This window comes from Bacillus swezeyi (assembly GCF_001969815.1).
In the GTDB taxonomy this organism is placed as follows: domain Bacteria; phylum Bacillota; class Bacilli; order Bacillales; family Bacillaceae; genus Bacillus; species Bacillus swezeyi.
Window position 1 is genome coordinate 79,480 of record NZ_MRBK01000006.1, and the last position, 22,623, is coordinate 102,102.

General features: G+C 48.3%; 22 protein-coding genes and 1 riboswitch. Of the genes, 21 read left to right on the forward strand and 1 reads right to left on the reverse strand.

Annotated features, from left to right (window positions below):
* Positions 1-28 precede the first annotated feature (28 nt).
* The 16 genes from BTA30_RS06490 to BTA30_RS06565 all read left to right on the forward strand — a co-directional run bounded on the left by BTA30_RS06490 (position 29) and on the right by BTA30_RS06565 (position 15,846).
* On the forward strand, positions 29-949 hold the full coding sequence (locus BTA30_RS06490) for an aspartate carbamoyltransferase catalytic subunit (RefSeq protein ID WP_076760451.1): 921 nt from the start codon (positions 29-31) through the stop codon (positions 947-949).
* Positions 933-2,219, forward strand: coding sequence for a dihydroorotase (pyrC, locus tag BTA30_RS06495; RefSeq protein ID WP_076760921.1), 1,287 nt, complete (start codon positions 933-935; stop codon positions 2,217-2,219). Before BTA30_RS06490 ends, pyrC begins: the two co-directional genes overlap by 17 nt.
* Entirely contained in the window at positions 2,216-3,310 is a 1,095-nt protein-coding gene (locus BTA30_RS06500; RefSeq protein WP_076760452.1) for a carbamoyl phosphate synthase small subunit, read from the forward strand. Before pyrC ends, BTA30_RS06500 begins: the two co-directional genes overlap by 4 nt.
* Complete coding sequence (gene carB, locus BTA30_RS06505; RefSeq protein ID WP_076760453.1) at positions 3,295-6,510, forward strand: carbamoyl-phosphate synthase large subunit; 3,216 nt, start codon at positions 3,295-3,297, stop codon at positions 6,508-6,510. The genes BTA30_RS06500 and carB overlap by 16 nt, the downstream gene beginning before the upstream one ends.
* Complete coding sequence (locus BTA30_RS06510) at positions 6,507-7,277, forward strand: dihydroorotate dehydrogenase electron transfer subunit (protein WP_076760454.1); 771 nt, start codon at positions 6,507-6,509, stop codon at positions 7,275-7,277. Before carB ends, BTA30_RS06510 begins: the two co-directional genes overlap by 4 nt.
* Complete coding sequence (locus BTA30_RS06515) at positions 7,277-8,212, forward strand: dihydroorotate dehydrogenase (protein WP_076760455.1); 936 nt, start codon at positions 7,277-7,279, stop codon at positions 8,210-8,212. Before BTA30_RS06510 ends, BTA30_RS06515 begins: the two co-directional genes overlap by 1 nt.
* On the forward strand, positions 8,181-8,900 hold the full coding sequence (gene pyrF / locus BTA30_RS06520; RefSeq protein ID WP_076760456.1) for an orotidine-5'-phosphate decarboxylase: 720 nt from the start codon (positions 8,181-8,183) through the stop codon (positions 8,898-8,900). The genes BTA30_RS06515 and pyrF overlap by 32 nt, the downstream gene beginning before the upstream one ends.
* Positions 8,897-9,529, forward strand: a complete 633-nt coding sequence (gene pyrE / locus BTA30_RS06525) for an orotate phosphoribosyltransferase (protein ID WP_076760457.1) — start codon at positions 8,897-8,899, stop codon at positions 9,527-9,529. The genes pyrF and pyrE overlap by 4 nt, the downstream gene beginning before the upstream one ends.
* A gap of 159 nt (positions 9,530-9,688) precedes the next feature.
* Positions 9,689-9,793, forward strand: a riboswitch (SAM riboswitch).
* Between the two features lie 104 nt (positions 9,794-9,897).
* Complete coding sequence (locus BTA30_RS06530; RefSeq protein ID WP_395948150.1) at positions 9,898-10,014, forward strand: YezD family protein; 117 nt, start codon at positions 9,898-9,900, stop codon at positions 10,012-10,014.
* Between the two features lie 86 nt (positions 10,015-10,100).
* The gene (locus BTA30_RS06535; RefSeq protein WP_076760458.1) at positions 10,101-10,802 is read left to right on the forward strand and encodes a phosphoadenylyl-sulfate reductase; all 702 of its coding nucleotides are present in this window, start codon (positions 10,101-10,103) and stop codon (positions 10,800-10,802) included.
* Between the two features lie 11 nt (positions 10,803-10,813).
* Complete coding sequence (gene cysP / locus BTA30_RS06540; protein ID WP_076760459.1) at positions 10,814-11,878, forward strand: sulfate permease; 1,065 nt, start codon at positions 10,814-10,816, stop codon at positions 11,876-11,878.
* A gap of 25 nt (positions 11,879-11,903) precedes the next feature.
* The gene (sat, locus tag BTA30_RS06545; RefSeq protein WP_076760460.1) at positions 11,904-13,040 is read left to right on the forward strand and encodes a sulfate adenylyltransferase; all 1,137 of its coding nucleotides are present in this window, start codon (positions 11,904-11,906) and stop codon (positions 13,038-13,040) included.
* 12 nt (positions 13,041-13,052) lie between these two features.
* Positions 13,053-13,658 (forward strand): adenylyl-sulfate kinase, encoded by a 606-nt coding sequence (gene cysC / locus BTA30_RS06550; protein WP_076760461.1) that lies wholly within the window; start codon positions 13,053-13,055, stop codon positions 13,656-13,658.
* A gap of 152 nt (positions 13,659-13,810) precedes the next feature.
* On the forward strand, positions 13,811-14,584 hold the full coding sequence (gene cobA / locus BTA30_RS06555; RefSeq protein WP_076760462.1) for a uroporphyrinogen-III C-methyltransferase: 774 nt from the start codon (positions 13,811-13,813) through the stop codon (positions 14,582-14,584).
* Position 14,585: 1 nt separating this feature from the next.
* The gene (locus BTA30_RS06560) at positions 14,586-15,371 is read left to right on the forward strand and encodes a sirohydrochlorin chelatase (RefSeq protein ID WP_076760463.1); all 786 of its coding nucleotides are present in this window, start codon (positions 14,586-14,588) and stop codon (positions 15,369-15,371) included.
* Positions 15,352-15,846, forward strand: coding sequence for a precorrin-2 dehydrogenase/sirohydrochlorin ferrochelatase family protein (locus BTA30_RS06565; protein ID WP_076760464.1), 495 nt, complete (start codon positions 15,352-15,354; stop codon positions 15,844-15,846). Before BTA30_RS06560 ends, BTA30_RS06565 begins: the two co-directional genes overlap by 20 nt.
* Before the next feature lie 21 nt (positions 15,847-15,867).
* Here BTA30_RS06565 and BTA30_RS06570 read toward each other — a convergent pair whose 3' ends face one another.
* Positions 15,868-17,583 carry an Rqc2 family fibronectin-binding protein gene (locus BTA30_RS06570; protein WP_076760465.1) on the reverse strand — a complete coding sequence of 572 codons (1,716 nt, stop codon included), beginning with the start codon at positions 17,581-17,583 and terminating at the stop codon, positions 15,868-15,870.
* Between the two features lie 146 nt (positions 17,584-17,729).
* Here BTA30_RS06570 and BTA30_RS06575 point away from each other — a divergent pair, with 146 nt between their 5' ends.
* The 5 genes from BTA30_RS06575 (at position 17,730) to rpoZ (ending at position 22,555) form a co-directional block, all read left to right on the forward strand.
* Positions 17,730-20,402 (forward strand): calcium-translocating P-type ATPase, SERCA-type, encoded by a 2,673-nt coding sequence (locus BTA30_RS06575; RefSeq protein WP_076760466.1) that lies wholly within the window; start codon positions 17,730-17,732, stop codon positions 20,400-20,402.
* A 106-nt stretch (positions 20,403-20,508) separates the two neighbouring features.
* A complete protein-coding gene (locus BTA30_RS06580) occupies positions 20,509-21,384 on the forward strand; it encodes a YicC/YloC family endoribonuclease (RefSeq protein WP_076760467.1) in 876 nt (291 codons plus the stop codon).
* A 75-nt stretch (positions 21,385-21,459) separates the two neighbouring features.
* Positions 21,460-21,729: an extracellular matrix/biofilm regulator RemA gene (remA, locus tag BTA30_RS06585; RefSeq protein WP_003181657.1), complete on the forward strand. Its 270-nt coding sequence runs from the start codon at positions 21,460-21,462 to the stop codon at positions 21,727-21,729.
* A gap of 7 nt (positions 21,730-21,736) precedes the next feature.
* Positions 21,737-22,351 (forward strand): guanylate kinase, encoded by a 615-nt coding sequence (gmk, locus tag BTA30_RS06590; RefSeq protein ID WP_076760922.1) that lies wholly within the window; start codon positions 21,737-21,739, stop codon positions 22,349-22,351.
* Between the two features lie 3 nt (positions 22,352-22,354).
* Complete coding sequence (gene rpoZ, locus BTA30_RS06595) at positions 22,355-22,555, forward strand: DNA-directed RNA polymerase subunit omega (protein ID WP_076760468.1); 201 nt, start codon at positions 22,355-22,357, stop codon at positions 22,553-22,555.
* Positions 22,556-22,623 lie beyond the last annotated feature (68 nt).

The window sequence follows — 22,623 nt, forward strand, 5'->3', positions numbered from 1 at the left end:
AGATCGATAAAAGCAGAGGGGGAGAAAAATGAAACATCTGACTGCAATGAACGAGCTTAGTCTTGAGGAGATTTACGGGCTGATTGAAGAGGCGAGAGAGCTGAAGAAAGGAAAGCCTGATTCCGTCCTCTCCGGGAAGTTTGCTGCCAATCTGTTTTTTGAACCGAGTACAAGGACGCACTTCAGCTTTGAAGTCGCAGAGAAAAAACTCGGTATGAATATTTTAAATCTGGACGGTGTTTCCACAAGCGTCCAAAAAGGAGAGACTTTGTACGATACGGTGCGGACGCTTGAATCCATCGGCGCTGATGTGTGTGTGATCAGACACTCCCAGGATCACTACTATGAGGAATTGGTTGGACATGTCGGCATTCCGGTGATCAATGCCGGAGACGGCTGCGGCCAGCATCCAACACAATCTTTGCTCGACTTAATGACGATTCACGAGGAGTTTAACAGATTTGACGGACTGACTGTATCGATCCACGGTGATATCAAACACAGCCGAGTGGCCAGATCAAATGCCGAAGTATTGACAAGACTCGGCGCGACTGTCCTTTTTTCCGGGCCTGACGAATGGCGGGATGAGGATAATGCGTACGGGACATATGTATCGGCAGATGAAGCGGTGGCAAACTCAGATGTCGTCATGCTGCTTCGGATTCAGCATGAGCGTCATACGAGGAAAACGGCAGACCGCGATTATCTGCAAACATTCGGATTGTCGCTGGAGCGGGCGGAACGGATGAAAAAGCATGCAGTCATTATGCATCCGGCACCGGTCAACCGCGGTGTTGAGATTGACAGCACACTGGTGGAATCCTCCCGGTCAAGGATTTTTAAACAGATGGAAAACGGTGTTTATATCAGAATGGCGGTTTTAAAAAGAGCGCTTGAAGAAGGCGAAAATGAAAAAAGGGGAGATCAAGCTTATGTCTTATTTAATTAAAAACGGAATCATGTTGGATGAATACGGCGAAAATGTACAGCGCGACATCCGGATTGACGGAGAAGCCATAAGCGAAATCGGCAGCCTTGAGGCTGTACCAGGGGAAACGGTTATTGATGCAGAGGGACTTTTTGTTTCCCCGGGGTTTGTCGATCTTCATGTCCACTTCAGAGAGCCGGGCGGAGAGAAAAAAGAGACGATTGAAACGGGTGCAAAAGCTGCGGCAAGAGGCGGATTTACCACGGTAGCCGCGATGCCGAATACACGTCCTGTGCCAGATACGAAAAAACAAATGGAATGGCTGATGAACCGCATTGAAGAAACGGCGTCTGTAAGAGTTCTTCCTTACGCCTCGATTACCATCAGACAGATCGGCGAAGAAATGACTGATTTCGATGGACTGAAAGAAGCCGGTGCATTCGCCTTTACCGATGACGGCGTCGGCATTCAGAGCGCGGGAATGATGTTCGAGGCGATGAAAAAAGCGGCCTCTTTAAATCAAGCAATTGTTGCCCATTGTGAAGACAATACACTGATCTACGGCGGGAGCGTCCATGACGGAGCATTTGCGAAAACTCACGGCTTTAACGGCATTCCTTCCGTATGTGAAGCGGTTCATATTGCAAGGGACGTCCTGCTGGCGGAAGCGGCAGACTGCCATTACCACGTCTGTCATATCAGCACGAAGGAATCGGTCAGAGTCGTCCGTGACGCCAAAAAAGCGGGAATCCGTGTGACAGCAGAGGTGACACCGCATCATTTGCTGCTTTCTGACAGCGACATCCCCGGTCTTGATACAAATTACAAAATGAATCCGCCGCTCAGAAGCACAGAAGACAGAGAAGCGCTTCTGGAAGGTTTGCTTGACGGTACGATTGATTTCATCGCAACAGACCATGCGCCGCATACAGAAGCGGAAAAACAGCAGTCGATGAGCCTTGCGCCATTTGGCATCGTCGGTTTGGAAACGGCTTTTCCGCTTCTTTACACGCATTTTGTCAAAAATGGTTCATGGACTTTGAAACAGCTGCTTGATTATATGACAATCAAGCCTTGTGAAGCGTTCGGACTGCCTTATGGGAAACTTGAAGCAGGGCGGTCAGCTGATATCACGCTGATTGATCTTGAACGAGAAAACAAAATTGATAAAAACACCTTTCTTTCTAAAGGAAAAAATACACCGTTTGACGGCATCAGCTGCTTTGGCTGGCCGGCCATGACAATGGCGAAGGGAAAACTCGTTTACCAAGAGGGGAGACTTGTAAAATGAAAAGACGTCTTGTATTAGAAAACGGCACGATATTTGAAGGGGAAGCATTCGGCAGTCTGGAAAACAGCATGGGAGAAGTCGTTTTTAACACAGGGATGACAGGCTACCAGGAAATCCTTTCAGATCCGTCGTACTGCGGACAGATCGTCACCCTAACGTACCCATTGATCGGAAACTACGGCATCAACAGAGACGATTTTGAATCGATCACACCTTATGTCAAAGGGTTTATTGTAAAAGAGTTATGTCAACTTCCGTCAAACTGGCGTTCTGCTTATACGCTTGATGAATATTTGAAAATGAAGAATATCCCGGGGCTCTCAGGGATTGACACGAGAAAGCTGACGAGGATGATCAGAACGGCGGGTACGCTGAAAGGAGTATTTGCCAGCCCTGACGAAGATGCGGACGCATTGATTCAAAAGCTGAAAGAAACAAGCCTTCCGACCGACCAGGTCAGCCAAGTTTCAACAAAGACGGCATACCCGAGCCCTGGAAGAGGGAAACGGATCGTGCTCGTAGATTTCGGAATGAAACACGGCATCTTAAGGGAACTGAACAAACGCAAGTGCGATGTGATCGTCGTTCCCCATAATACAACGGCAGAAGAAGTGATGCAGCTCAAGCCTGACGGCGTGATGCTGTCAAACGGACCTGGAGATCCAACAGACGTACCGGAAGCGATTGAAATGATTCAAAACATTCTCGGCAAGGTTCCTTTATTCGGCATCTGCCTCGGCCACCAGCTGTTTGCACTCGCCTGCGGAGCAAAGACAGCGAAAATGAAATTCGGCCACCGTGGCTCCAACCATCCGGTCAAAGAGCTTGAAACCGGAAGAGTATCGATAACGGCGCAAAACCACGGCTACACGGTATCATCTGTTGAAAACACGCCGCTTGAGGTGACGCATGTGGCGATTAACGACGACACAATCGAAGGGCTCAAGCATAAACACGAACCGGCGTTCACGGTTCAATACCATCCGGAAGCTTCACCGGGTCCTGAAGATGCAAACCATTTATTTGATCAATTTTTAGACATGATTGAAACCACAGAGAAAGAAGGGGAAGCGGTATGCCTAAACGCGTAGATATCAAAAAGATTTTGGTGATCGGATCAGGGCCGATTATTATCGGCCAGGCGGCGGAATTTGATTATGCGGGCACCCAAGCCTGCCTCGCTTTAAAAGAAGAAGGCTATGAAGTCATTCTCGTCAACTCAAATCCGGCAACGATCATGACGGATACAGAAATGGCCGACCGTGTTTATATCGAACCGCTGACGCTCGAATTCTTAACACGGATCATCCGCAAAGAACGACCGGACGCGATTTTGCCGACATTGGGCGGACAGACGGGCCTCAACTTGGCGGTCGAACTGTCAGAGCACGGAATCTTGGCTGAGTGCGGCGTCGAAGTGCTCGGCACGAAACTGTCAGCGATCCAAAAAGCGGAGGACCGCGACTTGTTCAGAAGCTTGATGAATGAACTGAATGAGCCTGTTCCGGAGAGCGAGATCATCCACTCGCTCGATGAAGCGCACGAGTTTGTCGAGCGCATCGGTTTTCCCGTCATCGTTAGACCGGCATACACGCTTGGCGGAACAGGCGGAGGTATCTGCTCAAACGAGGACGAGCTGAAGGAAATCGTTGAGAACGGCTTGAAAATGAGCCCGGTTCATCAATGCCTGCTCGAAAAGAGCATCGCCGGCTACAAAGAAATCGAGTATGAAGTCATGAGAGACTCGAGCGACCACGCGATCGTCGTCTGCAATATGGAAAACATCGATCCGGTCGGGATTCATACCGGGGACAGCATCGTTGTCGCGCCGAGCCAGACGTTAAGCGACCGGGAATACCAAATGCTTCGCAATGTGTCCTTGAAAATCATCCGCGCGCTTGAAATCGAAGGCGGATGCAATGTGCAGCTGGCGCTTGATCCGGACAGTTTTCAATACTACATCATCGAGGTCAACCCGCGGGTCAGCCGTTCATCAGCGCTTGCTTCAAAAGCGACGGGCTATCCGATCGCAAAGCTGGCGGCCAAAATCGCCGTCGGACTGTCTCTTGATGAAATGATGAACCCTGTTACAGGGAAAACGTACGCATCTTTTGAACCTGCACTCGACTATGTCGTCTCAAAAATTCCGCGCTGGCCGTTTGACAAGTTTGAATCGGCCAACCGTAAGCTCGGCACACAGATGAAAGCGACGGGCGAGGTGATGGCGATCGGAAGAACGTGGGAGGAATCACTCCTTAAAGCGGTCCGTTCTCTTGAAGCGGATGTCTACCACCTTGAGCTGAAAGATGCGGCTAAGATTACGAATGAAGTGCTCGAAAAACGGATTAAAAAAGCGGGAGACGAACGACTCTTTTACTTGGCCGAGGCGTTCAGAAGAGGCTACACAGTCAACGATCTCCACGAATTTTCAGCGATTGACCTGTTTTTCCTGCACAAGCTGGAGGGGATCATTCGTTTTGAAGAGATGCTGAAAGCCGGGCGCGGCGACCTCGGCCTCTTAAAAGAAGCGAAAGAACTTGGTTTCTCAGACCGCTTCATCAGTCTTCTCTGGGAGATGCCTGAAAAGAAGCTGTATGAGAAAAGAAAAGAAGCCGGCATCACGCCTGTTTATAAAATGGTCGATACATGCGCGGCCGAATTTGAATCGGAAACACCGTATTTCTACAGTGCGTATGAAGAAGAAAACGAATCAGTCAGAACGGAGAAAAACAGCGTCATCGTTCTTGGTTCAGGGCCGATCCGGATCGGCCAGGGAGTCGAATTTGACTATGCGACCGTTCATTCGGTCTGGGCCATTAAAGAAGCCGGCTATGAAGCGATCATTATCAACAACAACCCTGAGACGGTTTCAACAGACTTCAGCATTTCTGACAAGCTTTATTTTGAGCCGCTCACTGTTGAAGATGTCATGCATATCATTGATTTAGAGCAGCCGAAAGGTGTCGTCGTCCAGTTTGGCGGGCAGACAGCGATCAACCTCGCCGATGAACTGGCGGAGCGGGGAGTTGAAATCCTTGGAACGTCGCTTGAAGATTTGGATCGTGCAGAAGACCGCGACAAGTTCGAACAGGCGCTTGAAACGCTGAACGTACCGCAGCCGCTCGGAAAAACCGCTACATCTGTAGAAGGCGCCGTTGAAATCGCCGCTCATATCGGGTATCCGGTCCTTGTCCGCCCATCGTATGTTCTCGGGGGACGGGCGATGGAGATCGTTTACCATGAAGCAGAGCTTCTTCATTACATGGAGAACGCGGTAAAGATTAATCCGCAGCACCCTGTATTAATCGATAAATATTTGATCGGAAAAGAAATCGAAGTGGATGCAATCTCTGACGGTGAAACGGTCGTCATTCCGGGCATTATGGAACATATCGAACGCGCCGGCGTCCATTCGGGAGACTCGATTGCCGTGTACCCGCCGCAATCTCTTTCAGATGAAATTAAGAGAAAGATTGAACAATATACGATTGAACTTGCGAAAGGCTTAAACATTATCGGACTGCTCAACATTCAATTTGTTTTATCAAAAGATGAAGTTTACGTCCTTGAAGTGAATCCGAGATCGAGCCGCACGGTGCCGTTCCTCAGCAAAATCACAGGAATTCCGATGGCGAATCTCGCGACTAAAGTCATTCTCGGCCGGAAGCTGGGTGACATGGGCTATACAGAAGGCTTGCAAAAAGAACAGGAAGGCGTATATGTCAAAGTGCCGGTCTTCTCGTTCGCGAAGCTGAGAAGAGTAGATATTACTCTCGGACCGGAAATGAAATCGACTGGAGAAGTCATGGGCAAAGACAGCACATTGGAAAAGGCGCTTTACAAAGGACTGATTGCATCAGGCATCCAGATTCCGAATTACGGGTCAGTGCTTCTGACCGTTGCTGATAAAGATAAAGAGGAAGGGCTTTTGATCGCCAAACGGTTCCATGCCATCGGCTACAAGATTTTGGCTACAGAAGGAACGGCCGGCTATTTGCGGGAAGCATCCGTCCCGGTTAAAACCGTCGGTAAAATCGGTGAAGAAGGCACAAATCTGCTTGACGTCATCCGAAACGGAGAAGCACAGTTCGTCGTCAACACGCTCACAAAAGGAAAACAGCCGGCAAGAGACGGCTTCAGAATCAGACGTGAATCTGTTGAAAACGGAGTGGCCTGCCTGACATCCCTCGATACCGCCGAAGCGATTTTGCGGGTGCTTGAAAGCATGAGCTTCCGCGCAGATCATATGCCTGCGGCCAAGATCGAGCAAGAGGCGGCTATTGTCAGATGAAAAAAGAATATATGACGGTTCGTTCAAACGAGTGCATAGCCGACGACATTTATCAATTGGTGCTTGGGGGAGAGCTTGCCGACGCGTGCAGCACCCCCGGCCAGTTCCTTCACTTAAAAGTCTCAGATTCTGTGACCCCGCTGTTGAGAAGGCCGATCAGCATCGCAAATGTTGACAAGGCCAAGCAGGAGATCACGATGATCTATCGCAAGGAAGGGGAAGGAACAAGCCTTCTTTCTTCAAAACAAAAAGGTGATCAGGTCGATGTCCTTGGCCCGCTCGGAAACGGATTTCCGGCCGATTCGCTCGACCCCGGAAAAACGGCATTGCTTGTCGGAGGAGGCATCGGTGTGCCGCCCCTTTACGAGCTTGCTAAACAGCTGACAAAGAAAGGGATCAGCGTTATCCACGTGCTGGGATTTGCTTCGGCAAAAGATGTCTTTTATGAGCGGGAATTCAGTGAGTACGGACAAGTGTATATCGCGACTGCCGACGGCACACACGGATCAAAAGGGTTTGTTACGGACGTCATCGAAGCCGAGGGGCTTCAGTTTGACTACCTTCTTGCCTGCGGACCGACGCCGATGTTGAAAGCTTTGAAACATCGCTATCCGGACAAAGACGTTTATCTTTCAATGGAAGAGCGGATGGGCTGCGGAATCGGCGCCTGTTTTGCCTGTGTATGCCATACGGAGCAAAGTGAAACATCGTATGTGAAAGTTTGTCTCGACGGCCCTGTTTTTAAAGCGCAGGAGGTGCTTTTGTAATGCTTGAAGTGAATTTGCCAGGCCTTAAATTGAAAAATCCGATCATGCCGGCCTCAGGCTGCTTTGGCTTCGGAAAAGAGTTTGCCAACTTTTACGACCTTTCCTGTCTTGGCGCAATCATGATTAAAGCGACGACGAGCGAGCCACGCTTCGGAAATCCGACACCGAGAGTCGCTGAGACACAGGCAGGCATGCTCAATGCGATCGGCCTGCAAAATCCGGGTCTTCAGGCTGTCATGGAGAGAGAGCTGCCATGGCTTGAACAATTCGACACGCCGATTATAGCCAATGTCGCCGGCTCGCAGCTTGAGGATTATGTGGAGGTTGCCGAAGAAATCAGTAAGGCTCCGAACGTTCACGCACTTGAGCTCAATATTTCCTGCCCGAACGTAAAAACCGGAGGAATCGCCTTCGGGACGAGTCCCGAAATGGCGAGTGAGCTGACGAAGGCGGTTAAAGAGGTTTCGAGGGTGCCCGTCTATGTGAAACTGTCGCCGAATGTCGCCGACATTGCCGAAATCGCTCTTGCGATTGAAGAAGCGGGAGCGGACGGCTTGACAATGATTAACACTTTGGTGGGCATGAGGCTGGATTTAAAAACGGGAAAACCGATCTTGGCCAATAAAACCGGAGGATTATCAGGCCCTGCCGTAAAACCGGTGGCGATCCGGATGGTATATGAAGTCAGCCAGAAAGTCAGCATTCCGATTATCGGCATGGGCGGCGTTCAGTCTGCTGAAGATGCGCTCGAATTTTTGCTGGCTGGAGCAAGCGCGGTCGCCGTCGGCACGGCCAACTTCGTCGATCCGTTTGCCTGCCCGGAGATCATTAAGGATCTGCCGCGCGTTTTAGAAAAATACGGATACAAATCTTTGAACGAGTGTATCGGAAGGAGCTGGAAGGATGAAACATACGCCGCCCATCATCGCGCTTGATTTTGCATCAGCACAGGAATCATTGGCATTTTTAGATCGTTTTCAAGGAGAAAAACTGTTTGTGAAGGTTGGGATGGAGCTTTTTTATCAAGAAGGCCCTTCCGTCCTTGAAGAACTCAACATGAGGGACTGCCGTATTTTCTTGGATTTAAAATGCCATGACATTCCGACGACCGTATATAAAGCAATGAAAAGGCTGGCGGGATTTGGTGTCAATTTAGTCAACGTCCACGCAGCTGGAGGGAAGCAAATGATGGAAGCGGCGCTGGAAGGTCTTGAAGCAGGAACAGCAGCAGGACAAAAGCGGCCGTCCTTAATCGCGGTGACACAGCTGACAAGCACGTCGCAAGACATGCTTAAACATGAACTGCTGATAGAAACGCCGCTGAATGACACCGTTCTTCACTACAGCAGACTGGCGGAAGAAAGCGGACTTGACGGTGTTGTCTGTTCCGTTCATGAAGCCGAACACATCTATCAGGCTGTGGCGCCTACTTTTCTGACCGTCACACCGGGAATCCGCTTAGAGGAGGACAAAAACAATGATCAGGTCAGAGTGGCGACGCCGTCTTATGCAAGGGAAAATGGCGTTTCAGCGATCGTCGTCGGCCGTTCGATCACACAAGCTGAAGACCCTGTATCAGCCTATCAGAAAATAGCACTTCAGTGGGAGGGAACGAAGGCATGAAAACAGATATAGCAAACCATCTACTAAAGATCAAGGCGGTTTTCCTGCGGCCGAATGAGCCGTTTACATGGGCGAGCGGCATCTTATCGCCGATCTACTGCGACAATCGTCTGACACTTTCATATCCAGAAGTGAGGGATGACATCGCTTCAGGTCTGGCCGAACTGATAAAAGACAAGTTTCCGGAAGCGGACATGATCGCCGGTACGGCGACCGCGGGTATCCCGCATGCCGCACTCGCCGCTGACAGACTCCGTCTGCCGATGTGCTATGTCAGAAGCAAGCCGAAGGCGCACGGAAAAGGAAACCAAATTGAAGGGGCAGTCAAAGCAGGGCAGAAAGTCGTTGTGATTGAAGATTTAATTTCAACCGGCGGAAGCGTTCTTGAAGCCGCAGCCGCGTTAAAAGCGGCCGGATGTGATGTGCTGGGCGTCACCGCCATTTTCACATACGGCCTCCCCAAAGCAGCTAGCGCTTTCAGTGAAGCAAATGTCGACTATGATACACTGACTGACTATGACACCTTGACAGAAGCCGCTCTTGCCGGCGGCTATATTAGTGAAGCGGATGCCGAAAAGCTGAAAAAATGGAAAGTCAATCCCGAGTCCAAAACTTGGATGAAAAAGTGATAAAAGCCGTGTTCCCTTTAAAGGGGAGCGGCTTTTTTGCGTCTTTTTTCAGGCTGGATACTAGTAAAATAGCATCATTTTTATTTTTTATTAATCCTATAAAAAAAGTCGGGTTGACTTTTATTCGAATTGTGCTAAAATTTTAAAATAACAAAAGCAAACTTATCAAGAGTGGTGGAGGGACTGGCCCGATGAAACCCGGCAACCTGCGTATAACGTAAGGTGCTACTTCCAGCAAAATGCCCTCATTTTGAGAGATAAGGAATATCAGAAGTTCCTCATCTTTCTTTCAAATTTGGAAGAAAGATTTTAATTTTTACGGGGCAGAGGAGGAGCTAGAAGTGAAAACAGATGAGCAGCTCGAAAAAGTGATCATCACAATGAAAGACATGCTGAAAGACATGAATTACGGATCTATCACATTCGTTGTTCAAGACGGCAAAGTCATTCAAATCGAAAAAAATGAAAAAATAAGATTGAAATAGCTGACTAGACAAACTAGAGGCGGTTTTCACAGTTTTTTTCTGTTGGAAGCCGTCTTTTTTGTTGGCGAAAAAAGGGGGAACCGAAAATTTTTACTTACAGTACATGGGAGGAACCGAACATCTCTTTTCAAGAGGATGACTTATACAAAGGAGCGCTTTCCGTTCTGAAATGGGCGTACGGCCATTACGGAGACCAGCTCGTATATGCATGCAGTTTCGGGATTGAAGGGATCGTCCTGATCGATTTGATTTACAAAGTAAAAAAAGATGCCGTAATCGTTTTTCTTGATACAGGGCTTCATTTTAAAGAAACGTATGAAACGATCGACGCTGTCAAAGAACGATATCCGGGCCTTCAGATTATCATGAAAAAGCCGGAGCTCACCGTCGAACAGCAAGCGCGGGAATACGGAGACGAACTTTGGAAGACCGCTCCGAATTCCTGCTGTGAAATGAGGAAGGTCATTCCTCTCCGGGAGACGCTTTCAGGTTATCCGGCATGGCTGTCAGGCCTGCGCCGCGAACAATCCGAAGGACGCAGAAATACGAACTTCTTAAATAAAGACGAAAAATTCAAGTCCATTAAAGTTTGTCCGCTCATCCATTGGACGTGGAAGGATATATGGAGATATGTGACAAAACACGACCTGCCGTACAATCCGCTTCACGACCAAGGATATCCGAGCATCGGCTGTGCGCCGTGCACCTCTCCGGCCTTTACGATGGAAGATCTTCGTTCCGGACGCTGGAACGGATCAAATAAAACAGAATGCGGACTACACGAGTAAGGAGATGAGTCATGGAACTTGCCGCCATTATATTTAGCATGTTTTTTGCGGTGAACATCGGAGCGAGCGGTGCAGCGGCTTCTATGGGCATCGCCTACGGATCGGAAGCGGTGAAAAAAAAGCTCCACGCGCTCTTGATCTGTGCGGCCGGCGTTCTCTCGGGAGCCGTCATCGGCGGAGGAAACGTCGTGAAAACGATCAGCTCAGGCATCATTCCAGAACGGGTGATTACGCTTGAAATCGTCTGCATTATCATCGGCTCAGCCGCGTTGTCGCTTTTTATCGCAAATGTTCTCGGTATTCCGCTTTCGACAAGTGAAGTGACAGTCGGATCTGTCGTCGGAGTCGGTGTCGCATACCAAGTTTTGTTTGTCAAATCTTTGCTTGTTATCGTCTCATTTTGGGTGATTGTTCCGATCGTCGCTTTTTCTTTTACATTTTTTATGGCGAAGGTCATCAAAAAAACGATAAAACGTCCAGCCTCAGGAAAAAAAGCAAAGGTTTTGACGGTCCTTCTTTTAATGACCGGATTTTTCGAGGCCTTCTCAGCGGGTATGAACAATGTGGCAAATGCTGTGGGTCCTTTGGTGGCGGCGCATGTTTTGACAGTCGGAGAAGGAACGTTGTACGGCGGACTGTTTGTCGCGCTCGGCGCCCTTTTATTGGGGCGGCGCGTTCTTGAAACGAACGGCAAAAAGATTACGAGATTCTCAAAAGGAGAGGGGATCCTTCTGTCGGGAACAGGAGCGGGGCTTGTGATGATCAGCTCAATTTTCGGCCTCCCTGTTCCGCTTGCGCAAGTAACTTCATCTTCTATTATAGGAATGGGGATGGCAAAAAACGGCGGCAATGTTTTTCATAAACAGGTGGTCAAAACGATGCTGAAAGTGTGGATCGTATCGCCGTTCCTTTCGTTAAGCCTATCGTACATGCTGGTCAGCCTTTTATTAAAAGGAGACTATTACGCTCTCATCGTCGTCACGAGCGTTCTTTTGGCATCTGTCGGAACGATCAGCCTGGTGAGAGCGGTAAGAAAAGAACACAGCTCTGTCCATGAACAGGGCGGAGGAATTTAAACATCGAGTAGGAGGAAAAAGTCTTATGAGTTTAGCACCACATGGCGGTGTATTGGTCAACCGCGTAAATGAAGCATATGATTATCAACATATTGCACAGGAAATTGAGCTTGATCTGATCGCTTTTGCAGATTTGGAACTGATCGGAATCGGAGCATACAGCCCGATTCAAGGCTTTCTGACAGAGAAAGACTATCTCTCAGTAGTAGAGAATATGAGACTGGCCGGCGGTGAGGTATGGACGCTCCCGATCACTCTTCCGGTAGATGAACAAAAAGCGGTTCAATTAAAAACAGGCGATACCGTCCGCCTCACTTACAACGGAGAAACATACGGCGTCATTGACATCGAAGATATCTATACACCGGATAAGAAAACGGAAGCCGTACGAATCTATAAAACTGACGAACTTGAGCATCCGGGCGTCAAAAAATTATTTGAACGGGGAGACGTCTATGTCGGCGGCCCGATCACCCTCATCAAACGGAGCGAAAAGCAATTTCCAGCGCACACGTTTGAACCTGCGGCAACGAGACAAAAATTTGCTGAGCTGGGCTGGAAAACGATCGTTGGATTCCAAACGAGAAACCCGGTTCACAGAGCACACGAATACATTCAAAAGACGGCGCTTGAAACGGTTGACGGTCTTTTCCTCAATCCGCTGGTCGGAGAAACGAAATCAGATGATATCCCGGCAGACGTCCGCATGGAAAGCTATCAGGTGCTGCTTGACGGGTATTACCCGAAAGACCGCGTCTTCCTCGGCGTTTTCCCGGCGGCCATGCGCTATGCTGGTCCGAAAGAGGCGATCTTCCATGCCCTCGTCAGAAAAAATTACGGCTGCACACACTTTATCGTCGGAAGAGACCATGCAGGAGTCGGCGATTACTACGGAACATATGAAGCACAGGAGCTGTTTGATCAATTCAAACTTGAAGAGATCGGCATTACCCCGCTCAAGTTTGAACACAGCTTTTACTGCAATATCTGCGGATCAATGGCAACGGCGAAAACATGCCCGCACGATAAAGAACACCATGTTATTTTATCAGGCACAAAGGTAAGGGGAATGCTGAGAAACGGCGAATTTCCGCCGAGCACATTCAGCCGCCCGGAAGTCATTCAAACATTAATCAAAGGCTTAGCAGCCGGAGTTTCTTAAGGAGGAGCAGCTTTGGTGAATAAAGATATCGTTTGGCATGAAGCATCCATTACTAAGCATGAATATCATGAAAAAAATAAACATAAAAGCTCGATCATTTGGCTGACGGGCCTAAGCGGTTCTGGAAAATCTACGATCGCCAATGCCGCTGCCCGCGAGTTGTTTGAAGAAGGATACCAGGTGACAGTGCTTGACGGCGATAATGTCAGGCACGGGTTGAACAAAGACCTCGGATTTTCTGACGAGGACAGAAAAGAAAATATCCGCCGGATCGGCGAGGTCGCAAAACTGTTTGTCGAACAAGGCACCATCGTCATTACGGCATTTATTTCTCCTTTTAAAGAAGACCGCGATGTCATCAGGCAGCTGGTTGAGGAAGATGAGTTTCATGAAGTCTATGTCAATTGCGACTTAGAAACGTGCGAACAGCGGGATCCGAAAGGCTTATACAAAAAAGCGAGAAACGGGGAGATTCCATTTTTCACCGGAATCGATTCGCCTTATGAAGAACCCGAAGCACCGGAGCTTGTGCTTGATACGAGTCAAAACGACCGAAACGCATGCAAAAACCAGCTCGTCGAATACGTGAAAACACATGCAAAATCATTCGGAAAATAAAAAGCGCGATCAATAGGAAAGTGCAGCTGATGCACTTTCCTATTTCATAAAGAAAACGTTTGGTTTTTGTGATATTTTCGGGCGCCAAACGCTTTCTTTATGATTTATAATGAGTTGAGGAAGATGCTGATCAGATCGGGGGGAGATCTAAGATGGGGAAAGTATATATCGTTGGGGCAGGTCCAGGAGACCCCGATTTACTGACGATCAAAGCTTTAAAAGCCATCCAAAAAGCCGACGTCATTTTGTATGACAGGCTTGTGAATAAACAGATTTTACAGCATGCCAAAGCGGAAGCAGATTTGATTTACTGCGGAAAGCTTCCAGACTACCATATGATGAAGCAGGAGACGATCAACCATTTTCTCGTCAAGTATGCGAAGAAGGGGAAAACCGTTGTCAGGCTGAAAGGGGGAGACCCTTTCGTATTCGGCAGGGGAGGAGAGGAAGCAGAAACCCTTGCTGAGAACGGGATTTCTTTTGAAATCATTCCCGGGATCACCTCTGGGATAGCCGCAGCCGCATATGCCGGCATTCCCGTGACTCATCGGGAGGCAAGCTCAAACGTCGCTTTCGTGACAGGCCATTACAAAAAAGAAGAAGAATTTGAAGAGAAATGGAAAGCGCTCGCCACAGGGATTGATACCCTTGTGATTTATATGGGGATGAAAAACATTCACCAAATCGAAAGGCTGTTAATTGAAAATGGCAGAGACCGGTCAACTCCTGCCGCTTTCATTCATTGGGGCACGACCGATAAGCAAAAAACGGTGCTTTGCACGGTAGAAACGTTGGCTGAAACCGTCGAAAATGAGAATATTACGAATCCGAGCCTGATTGTCATCGGCGATGTGGTTCATTTCCGCTCGAAATTAAACTGGTTTGAAACCGAGCTGAAAAATACGGCATTAAGCGAGGCGTTATAGGATGAAACAAGCTATATTGTATATCGGCCACGGCAGCCGTCTGAAAAAAGCCCAAAAAGAGGCGGTCGCTTTTCTGGAAGGCTGCAAAGGAAACATGTCCGAACCGATTCAGGAAGTCTCTTTTTTGGAACTGGCAGCGCCGGATATCGAAACGGGCTTTAAAACATGCGTGGAAAAGGGAGCGACACATATTGCGGCCGTTCCGCTTCTGCTTTTGACCGCCGCGCATGCCAAAAAAGACATCCCCGAGGAGCTCGCCGATGTTTCTTCCCGGTATCCTTCCATCCGCGTCACGTACGGTAAACCGATCGGGGTCGACCAGGAAGTTGTCAAAGCCGTTTTAACGCGGATTGAAGAAACGGGAACACCTTATGAAAATGCAAGGGTCGTGTTGATCGGAAGAGGAAGCCCAGATCCCGATGTCAAGCGGGATGTCAATGAAATATGTGTCCGCCTTAAAGAGCTCGCTCCTGTTGAAACGGTCATTCCCTGTTTCATGACAGCTTGCAAGCCGTATTATCGGGATGTTTTTGCAGAGCTGGAGGAGGCCCGCGGAAAAACGACTTTCATCGTTCCGTATCTACTGTTTACCGGAATGCTGATGAGTGAGATCGAAAGAGAAGTCGAAAAACTGAAAGAAACCAATCCTGATGTTGTGCTCACTGAATATCTCGGCTTTCACCCCCATATTCAACAAGCCTTTTTAAACCGCGTTGAAGAGGCCGTTTTAAATGAAGACAGCCGCTTTGATTTCAAAGGAGTATCCGATGCTGCCTCTGCACATTAATATAAGCGGAAAAAGGGTGGCGATTGCCGGGGGAGGGCGGATTGCGGCAAGACGGCTGCAAACGGTCATCAGTGAAGGTGCAGCCGTTACCGTGATCAGCCCTGAAGCATCTGCTGAAATGCTTGAATTGATTGAGACATACCGTGTACATTGGAAGAAAAAGAAAGCGGAGCCAGCCGATTTCAAAGGAGCGTTTCTGATCATTCTCGCAACCGATGATCCTGAAGTGAACAAGCGGATTGCCCAATCAGCCTCAGATCATCAGCTAGTGAATGTTGCAAGTGAAGCGGAACGCGGCAATGTATACGTTCCAAAAATCATAAATAAAGGAAACATTACAATCTCTGTCTCGACAAACGGAGCAAGTCCGCGCCACACGATCGAACTGGCCGGACAGATCGAAGAGCTGGTCGATGATCAGCTTGTCCGTGAAATCGGAGAGCTTTTCAACAAAAGAAGAGGCCCGAACCATTGATGGTTCAGGCCTTTTTTGTATTTAGCGCGATTTTTTCAGCTTGATGACAAGGTCTTCATCAGGAGTCACAAACACGGTTTGCTGGCGGTCATAGGTGACAAACCCCGGTTTTGCGCCATTCGGCTTTTTGACATAGCGTATTTTTGTATAGTCAACAGGCACTGATGCGGAATTTTTGGCTTTGCTGTAGTAGGCTGCGATCTGAGCCGCTTCAAGAATGGTTTTCTCATCAGGCTCACTCGTTTTAATGACGACATGTGAACCGGGAATATCTTTCGTATGAAGCCAGATGTCGTCGCGGGCGGCATGCTTCATCGTTAAATACTCATTTTGCTTGTTGTTTTTTCCGACCAGAATCGTTTCTCCAGTCGAAGATTCATATGTTTCAAGGGAAGGCGCCTGTTTTTTTGGCTTTTTCTGGCCCTGCGGCTGTTTGGCGCGTAAATATTTTCCTTCGGCAAGCTCTTCGCGAATTTCATTTAAATCCTTTGGCGAGGCTGATGACAGCTGCTGAATCAGCTGATCGAAATAAGCAATTTCCTCTTCAGCCAGTCTGATCTGCTCTTGAACGACTTCCACGGAATTTTTAGCCTTCTGATATTTTGTAAAATAGCTTTGTGCGTTTTCTGACGGCGTTTTGTTCGGATTGAGCGGAATGGTGATCTCTCCGCCGTTTTCATCATAATAGTTGATCACTTTCGCCGATTTATCGCCCTTTTTCAGCTGGTAGAGGTTCGCTGTCAAAAGCTCTCCGTAAAGCTGATACTCTTTTGCATGTTCAGAATGTGCCAGCGTTTTTTCAAGCTTCTTGATTTTATTTTCGTTCTTTTTCTTTTCATTGATGACGAACCGTTCTAAATCATGGGCCTGCTGTTTAACGCGATCCCGTTCCGCTTTGCCGAAATAAAAGCGGTCCAGGAGTCCGCTCAGCGTCTCAAACATTCGTTTATCGCCTTTTAAATGGGTCAAATCAAGCAGATAAAAATATTCTTTTCCGCCTTGTGTCACAAGCTGAGGGGCAAAACGCCGCTGTTTGACAGCAGCAAACATCTCCATCAGCCCATTCGGAAGCGTCGCCCTGTTGGCGAGCCCTGCGCGGTGCAGGGCTTCTTTTGCAAACAGAGGAGAGACGCCGGAAAAGGTATCAACAATCTGTCTGTCCAATTTTCCTTCCTGAAAATTCAGGTGGCGGAGAATGTCCTCTTTTTCAGCCTCAAGCGGTGAAATTTTGTTCTGTGCGGGAGGCAGAATGTAATCGTAGCCGGGAAGGACGGTCCGGTAGCTGTTCACGGAAGGAGAAAGGTGTTTCAAACTGTCAATAATCACGTCTTTTTCCCCGTCAGTCAAGACAATGTTGCTGTGTCTTCCCATAATCTCAACGAAAAGCTTTCTGATGAGCGTATCGCCGATTTCATTGCGGCTTCGAATGTGAAAAACCATCATTCTGTCCATTCCGTTTTGTTCAATGTGTTCGATAAATCCGCCTTCCAGATGCTTGCGAAGCAGCATGCAAAACATCGGCGGAGTGCTCGGATTATCATATGTTTCGTTTGTGAGGTGAACCCGTGCATAGCTTGGATGGGCGGAGAGCAGCAATTTAACATTCCGCCCGTTCGCCCTGATGTGGAAAACAAGCTCGTGCTTAAACGGCTGGTGGATCTTTGCAATCCGCCCGCCCTGAATCGTTTTGTTTAATTCTTCTATCATTCCATATGTAAAAATGCCGTCGAAAGACATATTCAAAACACCCTTTTCTCATTATTCCTCTAACGTCAAATGACCATTCAATAATTATAGCATGATTTGGGACGAGTCTGAATAAATTGACTTATAAGAGACGGGGTTCTCAGAAAGCTTTAAGGGCAGGAGGAGTGGACGATTCAATGAAATGGCACGAGATGGGACAAACCGAATTGTTAAACATAACAAAAACGTCCATTAACAAAGGTTTGACAGAAAAAGAGGCCGAAAAGCGGCTTGAAAGACACGGGGCAAACGAACTTCAAGAAGGGGAAAAAACCTCGGCGCTCGCATTGTTTTTTTCTCAATTTAAAGATTTTATGGTTCTTGTGCTGCTGGCGGCGACGCTGATTTCGGGTTTTCTAGGAGAATATATTGATGCGATCGCCATCATTGCGATCATCTTTGTGAATGGTATTCTCGGATTTTTTCAGGAAAGGCGGGCGGAAAGATCCCTTGAGGCACTGAAGGAGCTTTCTGCCCCTCAAGTGACCGTTCTTCGGGAGGGAAGCTGGGTTAAAGTCCCTTCAAAAGAGCTTGTGCCGGGCGATGTGGTGCGCTTTTCAAGCGGCGACAGAATCGGCGCCGATCTCAGGCTCGTCGAGACGAAAAGCCTTGAAATTGAAGAATCGGCACTTACCGGTGAATCGCTTCCTGTATCGAAACATTCGGACGTGTTTCAGGCTTCCGACGTTTCTTTGGGCGATTTAACGAATATGGCCTTTATGGGAACCCTTGTCACAAGGGGGAGCGGCACCGGTGTTGTGATAGGCACTGGAATGAACTCAGCGATGGGGAAAATCGCCGATATGCTTGAATCGGCCGGAAACACAGCGACTCCGCTGCAAAGAAGGCTGGAAGAGCTCGGCAAGATTCTGATTGTGGCCGCCCTTCTGCTAACGCTTCTTGTTGTCGTGGCAGGTGTGGTCCAAGGTCATGACCTGTACAGTATGTTTTTAGCCGGTGTTTCACTCGCCGTCGCCGCTATACCTGAAGGGCTGCCTGCGATCGTCACGGTCGCCCTGTCCCTCGGCGTACAGCGGATGATCAAGCAGAAATCGATCGTCAGAAAGCTGCCTGCTGTCGAGACGCTAGGGTGTGCCTCCATTATTTGTTCCGATAAAACGGGGACGATGACGCAAAACAAAATGACGGTCACACATGTCTGGTCTGGGGGAAATACGTGGAACGTGTCAGGCATCGGGTATGATCCTGAAGGCTCTTTCAGCATAAACGGGCGCGGCATTCAAATCAAAAATCACAAATCGCTGCAGCAGGTGCTGCTGTTCGGTGCGCTATGCAATTCATCTTCAATCATCGAAGAAGACGGCGAATTCCGCTTGGACGGAGATCCGACAGAGGGCGCCTTGCTGACGGCGGCCAAAAAAGCGGGTTTTACAGATCGGTATGTTGACGAACATTTTAAAGTGATCGAAGAGTATCCGTTTGATTCCTCGCGGAAAATGATGTCGGTCATTGTTGAAGACAGAAGCGGCAAGCGGTTTGTCGTTACAAAGGGCGCCCCTGATGTCTTGATGAAAAGGTCATCACACACGCTGAAAGAGGGGAAACGAGAGGCGTTTACAAAAGAAAGGCATGCAGAAACAAGCGCAGCACTGGAGCGGCTCGCCTCACAGGCCCTGAGGACCATCGCTGTCGCTTATAAACCGATAAAGGAAACAGAGACCCTTGCGCTTGAAAAAGCGGAATCCGGTTTAACATTTATCGGCCTTTTAGGTATGATTGATCCGCCGCGGCCGGAAGTGAAAAAAGCCATCAAAGAATGCCGGGAAGCGGGCATCAAAACCGTGATGATCACCGGAGATCATGTAACGACAGCGACCGCGATCGCCAAAGACCTGAGCCTCTTGCCGAAAAGCGGAAAAGTCATGGACGGGCAGATGCTGAACGAGCTCTCACAGGAAGAGCTGACTGATATCGTTGACGATGTCTACGTGTTTGCGAGAGTATCGCCCGAACACAAGCTGAAAATCGTTACCGCTTATCAGGAAAAAGGCCATATCGTCGCCATGACGGGAGACGGCGTCAATGATGCGCCGGCCATCAAGCAGGCCGATATCGGGGTCGCCATGGGGATCACCGGGACAGATGTCGCCAAAGAAGCTTCGTCACTGATTCTCTTAGATGATAACTTTGCTACAATCAAAGCGGCGATCAAGGAAGGACGGAACATCTATGAAAATATCAGAAAGTTCATCAGATATCTGCTCGCATCCAATGTAGGAGAAATTCTTGTCATGCTGTTTGCGATGCTGCTGGCCCTGCCGCTGCCGCTGGTGCCGATTCAAATTCTCTGGGTCAACCTTGTGACAGACGGGCTTCCTGCCATGGCACTTGGAATGGATCAGCCTGAGGGCGATGTCATGCAGAGAAAACCGCGGAACCCGAAAGAGGGCGTGTTTGCGAGGGGGCTCGGCTGGAAAGTTGTCTCGCGCGGGTTTTTAATCGGGGCTGCAACGCTTGGAGCGTTCATGTTTATTTACAACCGCAATCCGCAAGCGCTTGAATACGCTCAAACTGTCGCTTTTGCAACACTTGTGCTTGCCCAGCTTATTCATGTGTTTGACTGTCGGAGTGAGCGGTCCATTTTTGACCGAAATCCGTTTGAGAACCTGTATTTGCTCGGTGCTGTGCTGTCTTCCGTTTTATTGCTGCTGGTTGTGATTTATTATCCGCCGCTTCAGCCGATCTTCCACACTGTTCCGATTTTAATGGCAGACTGGCTCTTGATTATCGGCATGTCGGCCATTCCAACTTTTTTGCTTGCCGGGTCACTTTTGACAAGAAAAAAATAGGCTTGTATGATATAATCTTAAAGGTAATAGAGGTTTCTATTGCCTTTTCATCTTGCGTAAATTTAAATTGAAGTCTTTTTCACTTATACAGAATTGGGTGTGTTTTATGATACGCAGTATGACCGGTTTCGGCAGTGCGAGCAAAACGAAGAATGGGCTGACAGCAGCTGTTGAGCTGAAATCTGTCAACTATCGGTTTAAAGAAGTGAACGCCCGCATGCCAAGAACTTTGCTCTATTTAGAAGACAAAATAAAGCAAACGATTTTTAAACATATACAAAGAGGAAGGCTGGAGCTGTTCGTTTCGGTTGATGACGAGGCTTTGGTCAGCCGGAAAATCCAGGTTGACTGGCCGCTGCTTGATGAGTACCTGAAAGCCGCAGGCGAAATGAAAGACCGCTGCCGGCTGTCAGGCGAGATTACGCTACATGACGCCTTTCAGTTTGAACACGTCATCCAAATCGAAGAGGAGCCCGTTCACAATGAACAGCTTGAACAGGTGCTGCTTGAAGCGGTTGAGGCGGCTGTTCTTGAATTGTGCACCATGCGCGAAGCAGAAGGGCTGAGGCTTAAAGAAGATTGTCTTTTGCACATTGCTAAGCTTGAAAAGCTGACAGACGACATCGAAAAGCTCGCTCCCAGGGTTGTCGACCATTATCGGGAGCGCCTTGAGGCGAGGCTTGAAGAATGGTCGTCAGACCGTCTCGATGAGAGCCGCCTGCTGACTGAAGTGGCCTTGTTTGCTGACCGTTCCGACATCACGGAAGAAGTGACAAGGCTGAAAAGCCATTTCCGCCAGTTCCGCGATATTTGCGAGACGGGCGGCGCGGCAGGGCGAAAACTCGATTTTCTCGTTCAGGAGCTCAACCGCGAAGCCAACACGATCGGCTCAAAAGCAAATGATCACCAAATCACAAAACATGTGGTCGAAATGAAAAGCTCTATTGAAAAAATAAAAGAACAAGTGCAAAATATAGAATAGCGATTGTGCGTATTGTTTACGGACGATCTCAACAGGTTAAACTAGAGACGTCCAAGTACAGGGGGAACGTATAAGATGACGATTAAACTGATTAATATCGGCTTTGGAAATATCATATCCGCGAATCGGCTCATCTCGATTGTGAGTCCGGAGTCCGCGCCGATCAAACGGATGATCCAGGACGCGAGAGACCGCGGCATGCTTATAGATGCTACATATGGAAGAAGAACCCGTGCGGTTGTTATAATGGATAGTGACCATATCATCTTATCTGCCGTCCAGCCTGAGACAGTAGCACAAAGGCTTTCCGTTAAAGAAGAAATTATGGATGAAGGGCAGGGATAAGAGCTATATGAAAGAAAGAGGATTATTAATCGTTCTCTCCGGCCCTTCAGGCGTCGGAAAAGGAACAGTCAGACAGGCGCTGTTTGCTCAGGAGGACACGAAATTTGAATATTCGATTTCGGTGACGACCAGAAAGCCGAGGCAAGGCGAGAGAGACGGCATCGATTACTTTTTTAAAACACGTGAAGAGTTTGAAAACATGATCGAGAATAACAAGCTGCTCGAATGGGCCGAATATGTCGGCAACTATTACGGAACGCCGGTCGATTACGTTGAACAGACCCTAGAGGACGGAAAGGATGTTTTTCTTGAAATCGAGGTGCAGGGTGCGCTTCAGGTCAGGAAGGCTTTTCCTGAAGGCTTGTTTATCTTTTTGGCGCCGCCGAGCCTTTCCGAGCTGAAAAACCGGATCGTGACAAGAGGGACGGAAACAGAAGCCCTGATTGAAAACCGGATGAACGCGGCGAAGGAAGAAATCGAACTGATGGACGCCTATGACTATGTTGTCGAAAATGACAATATCGAACTTGCATGCGAAAGAATCAAAGCAATCGTTCTCGCTGAACATTTAAGGCGTGACCGCGTTGCCCCAAGATATAAGAAAATGCTGGAGGTTGAATAACTTATGCTAGATCCGTCAATTGACTCTTTAATGAATAAACTGGATTCGAAATATACACTTGTGACTGTGTCAGCAAGACGCGCCCGCGAAATGCAGATAAACAAAAATCAGCATATCGAAAATCCGAAGTCGCATAAATATGTCGGCAAAGCTTTGGAAGAAATTGATGCCGGCCTGCTTACTTTTGAAAAAGAAAATCGCTAATAGCTGTAAAAATAGCAACCTATACATTAGGTTGTTATTTTTTTCAGGGCCATCCAACAGAACATAAG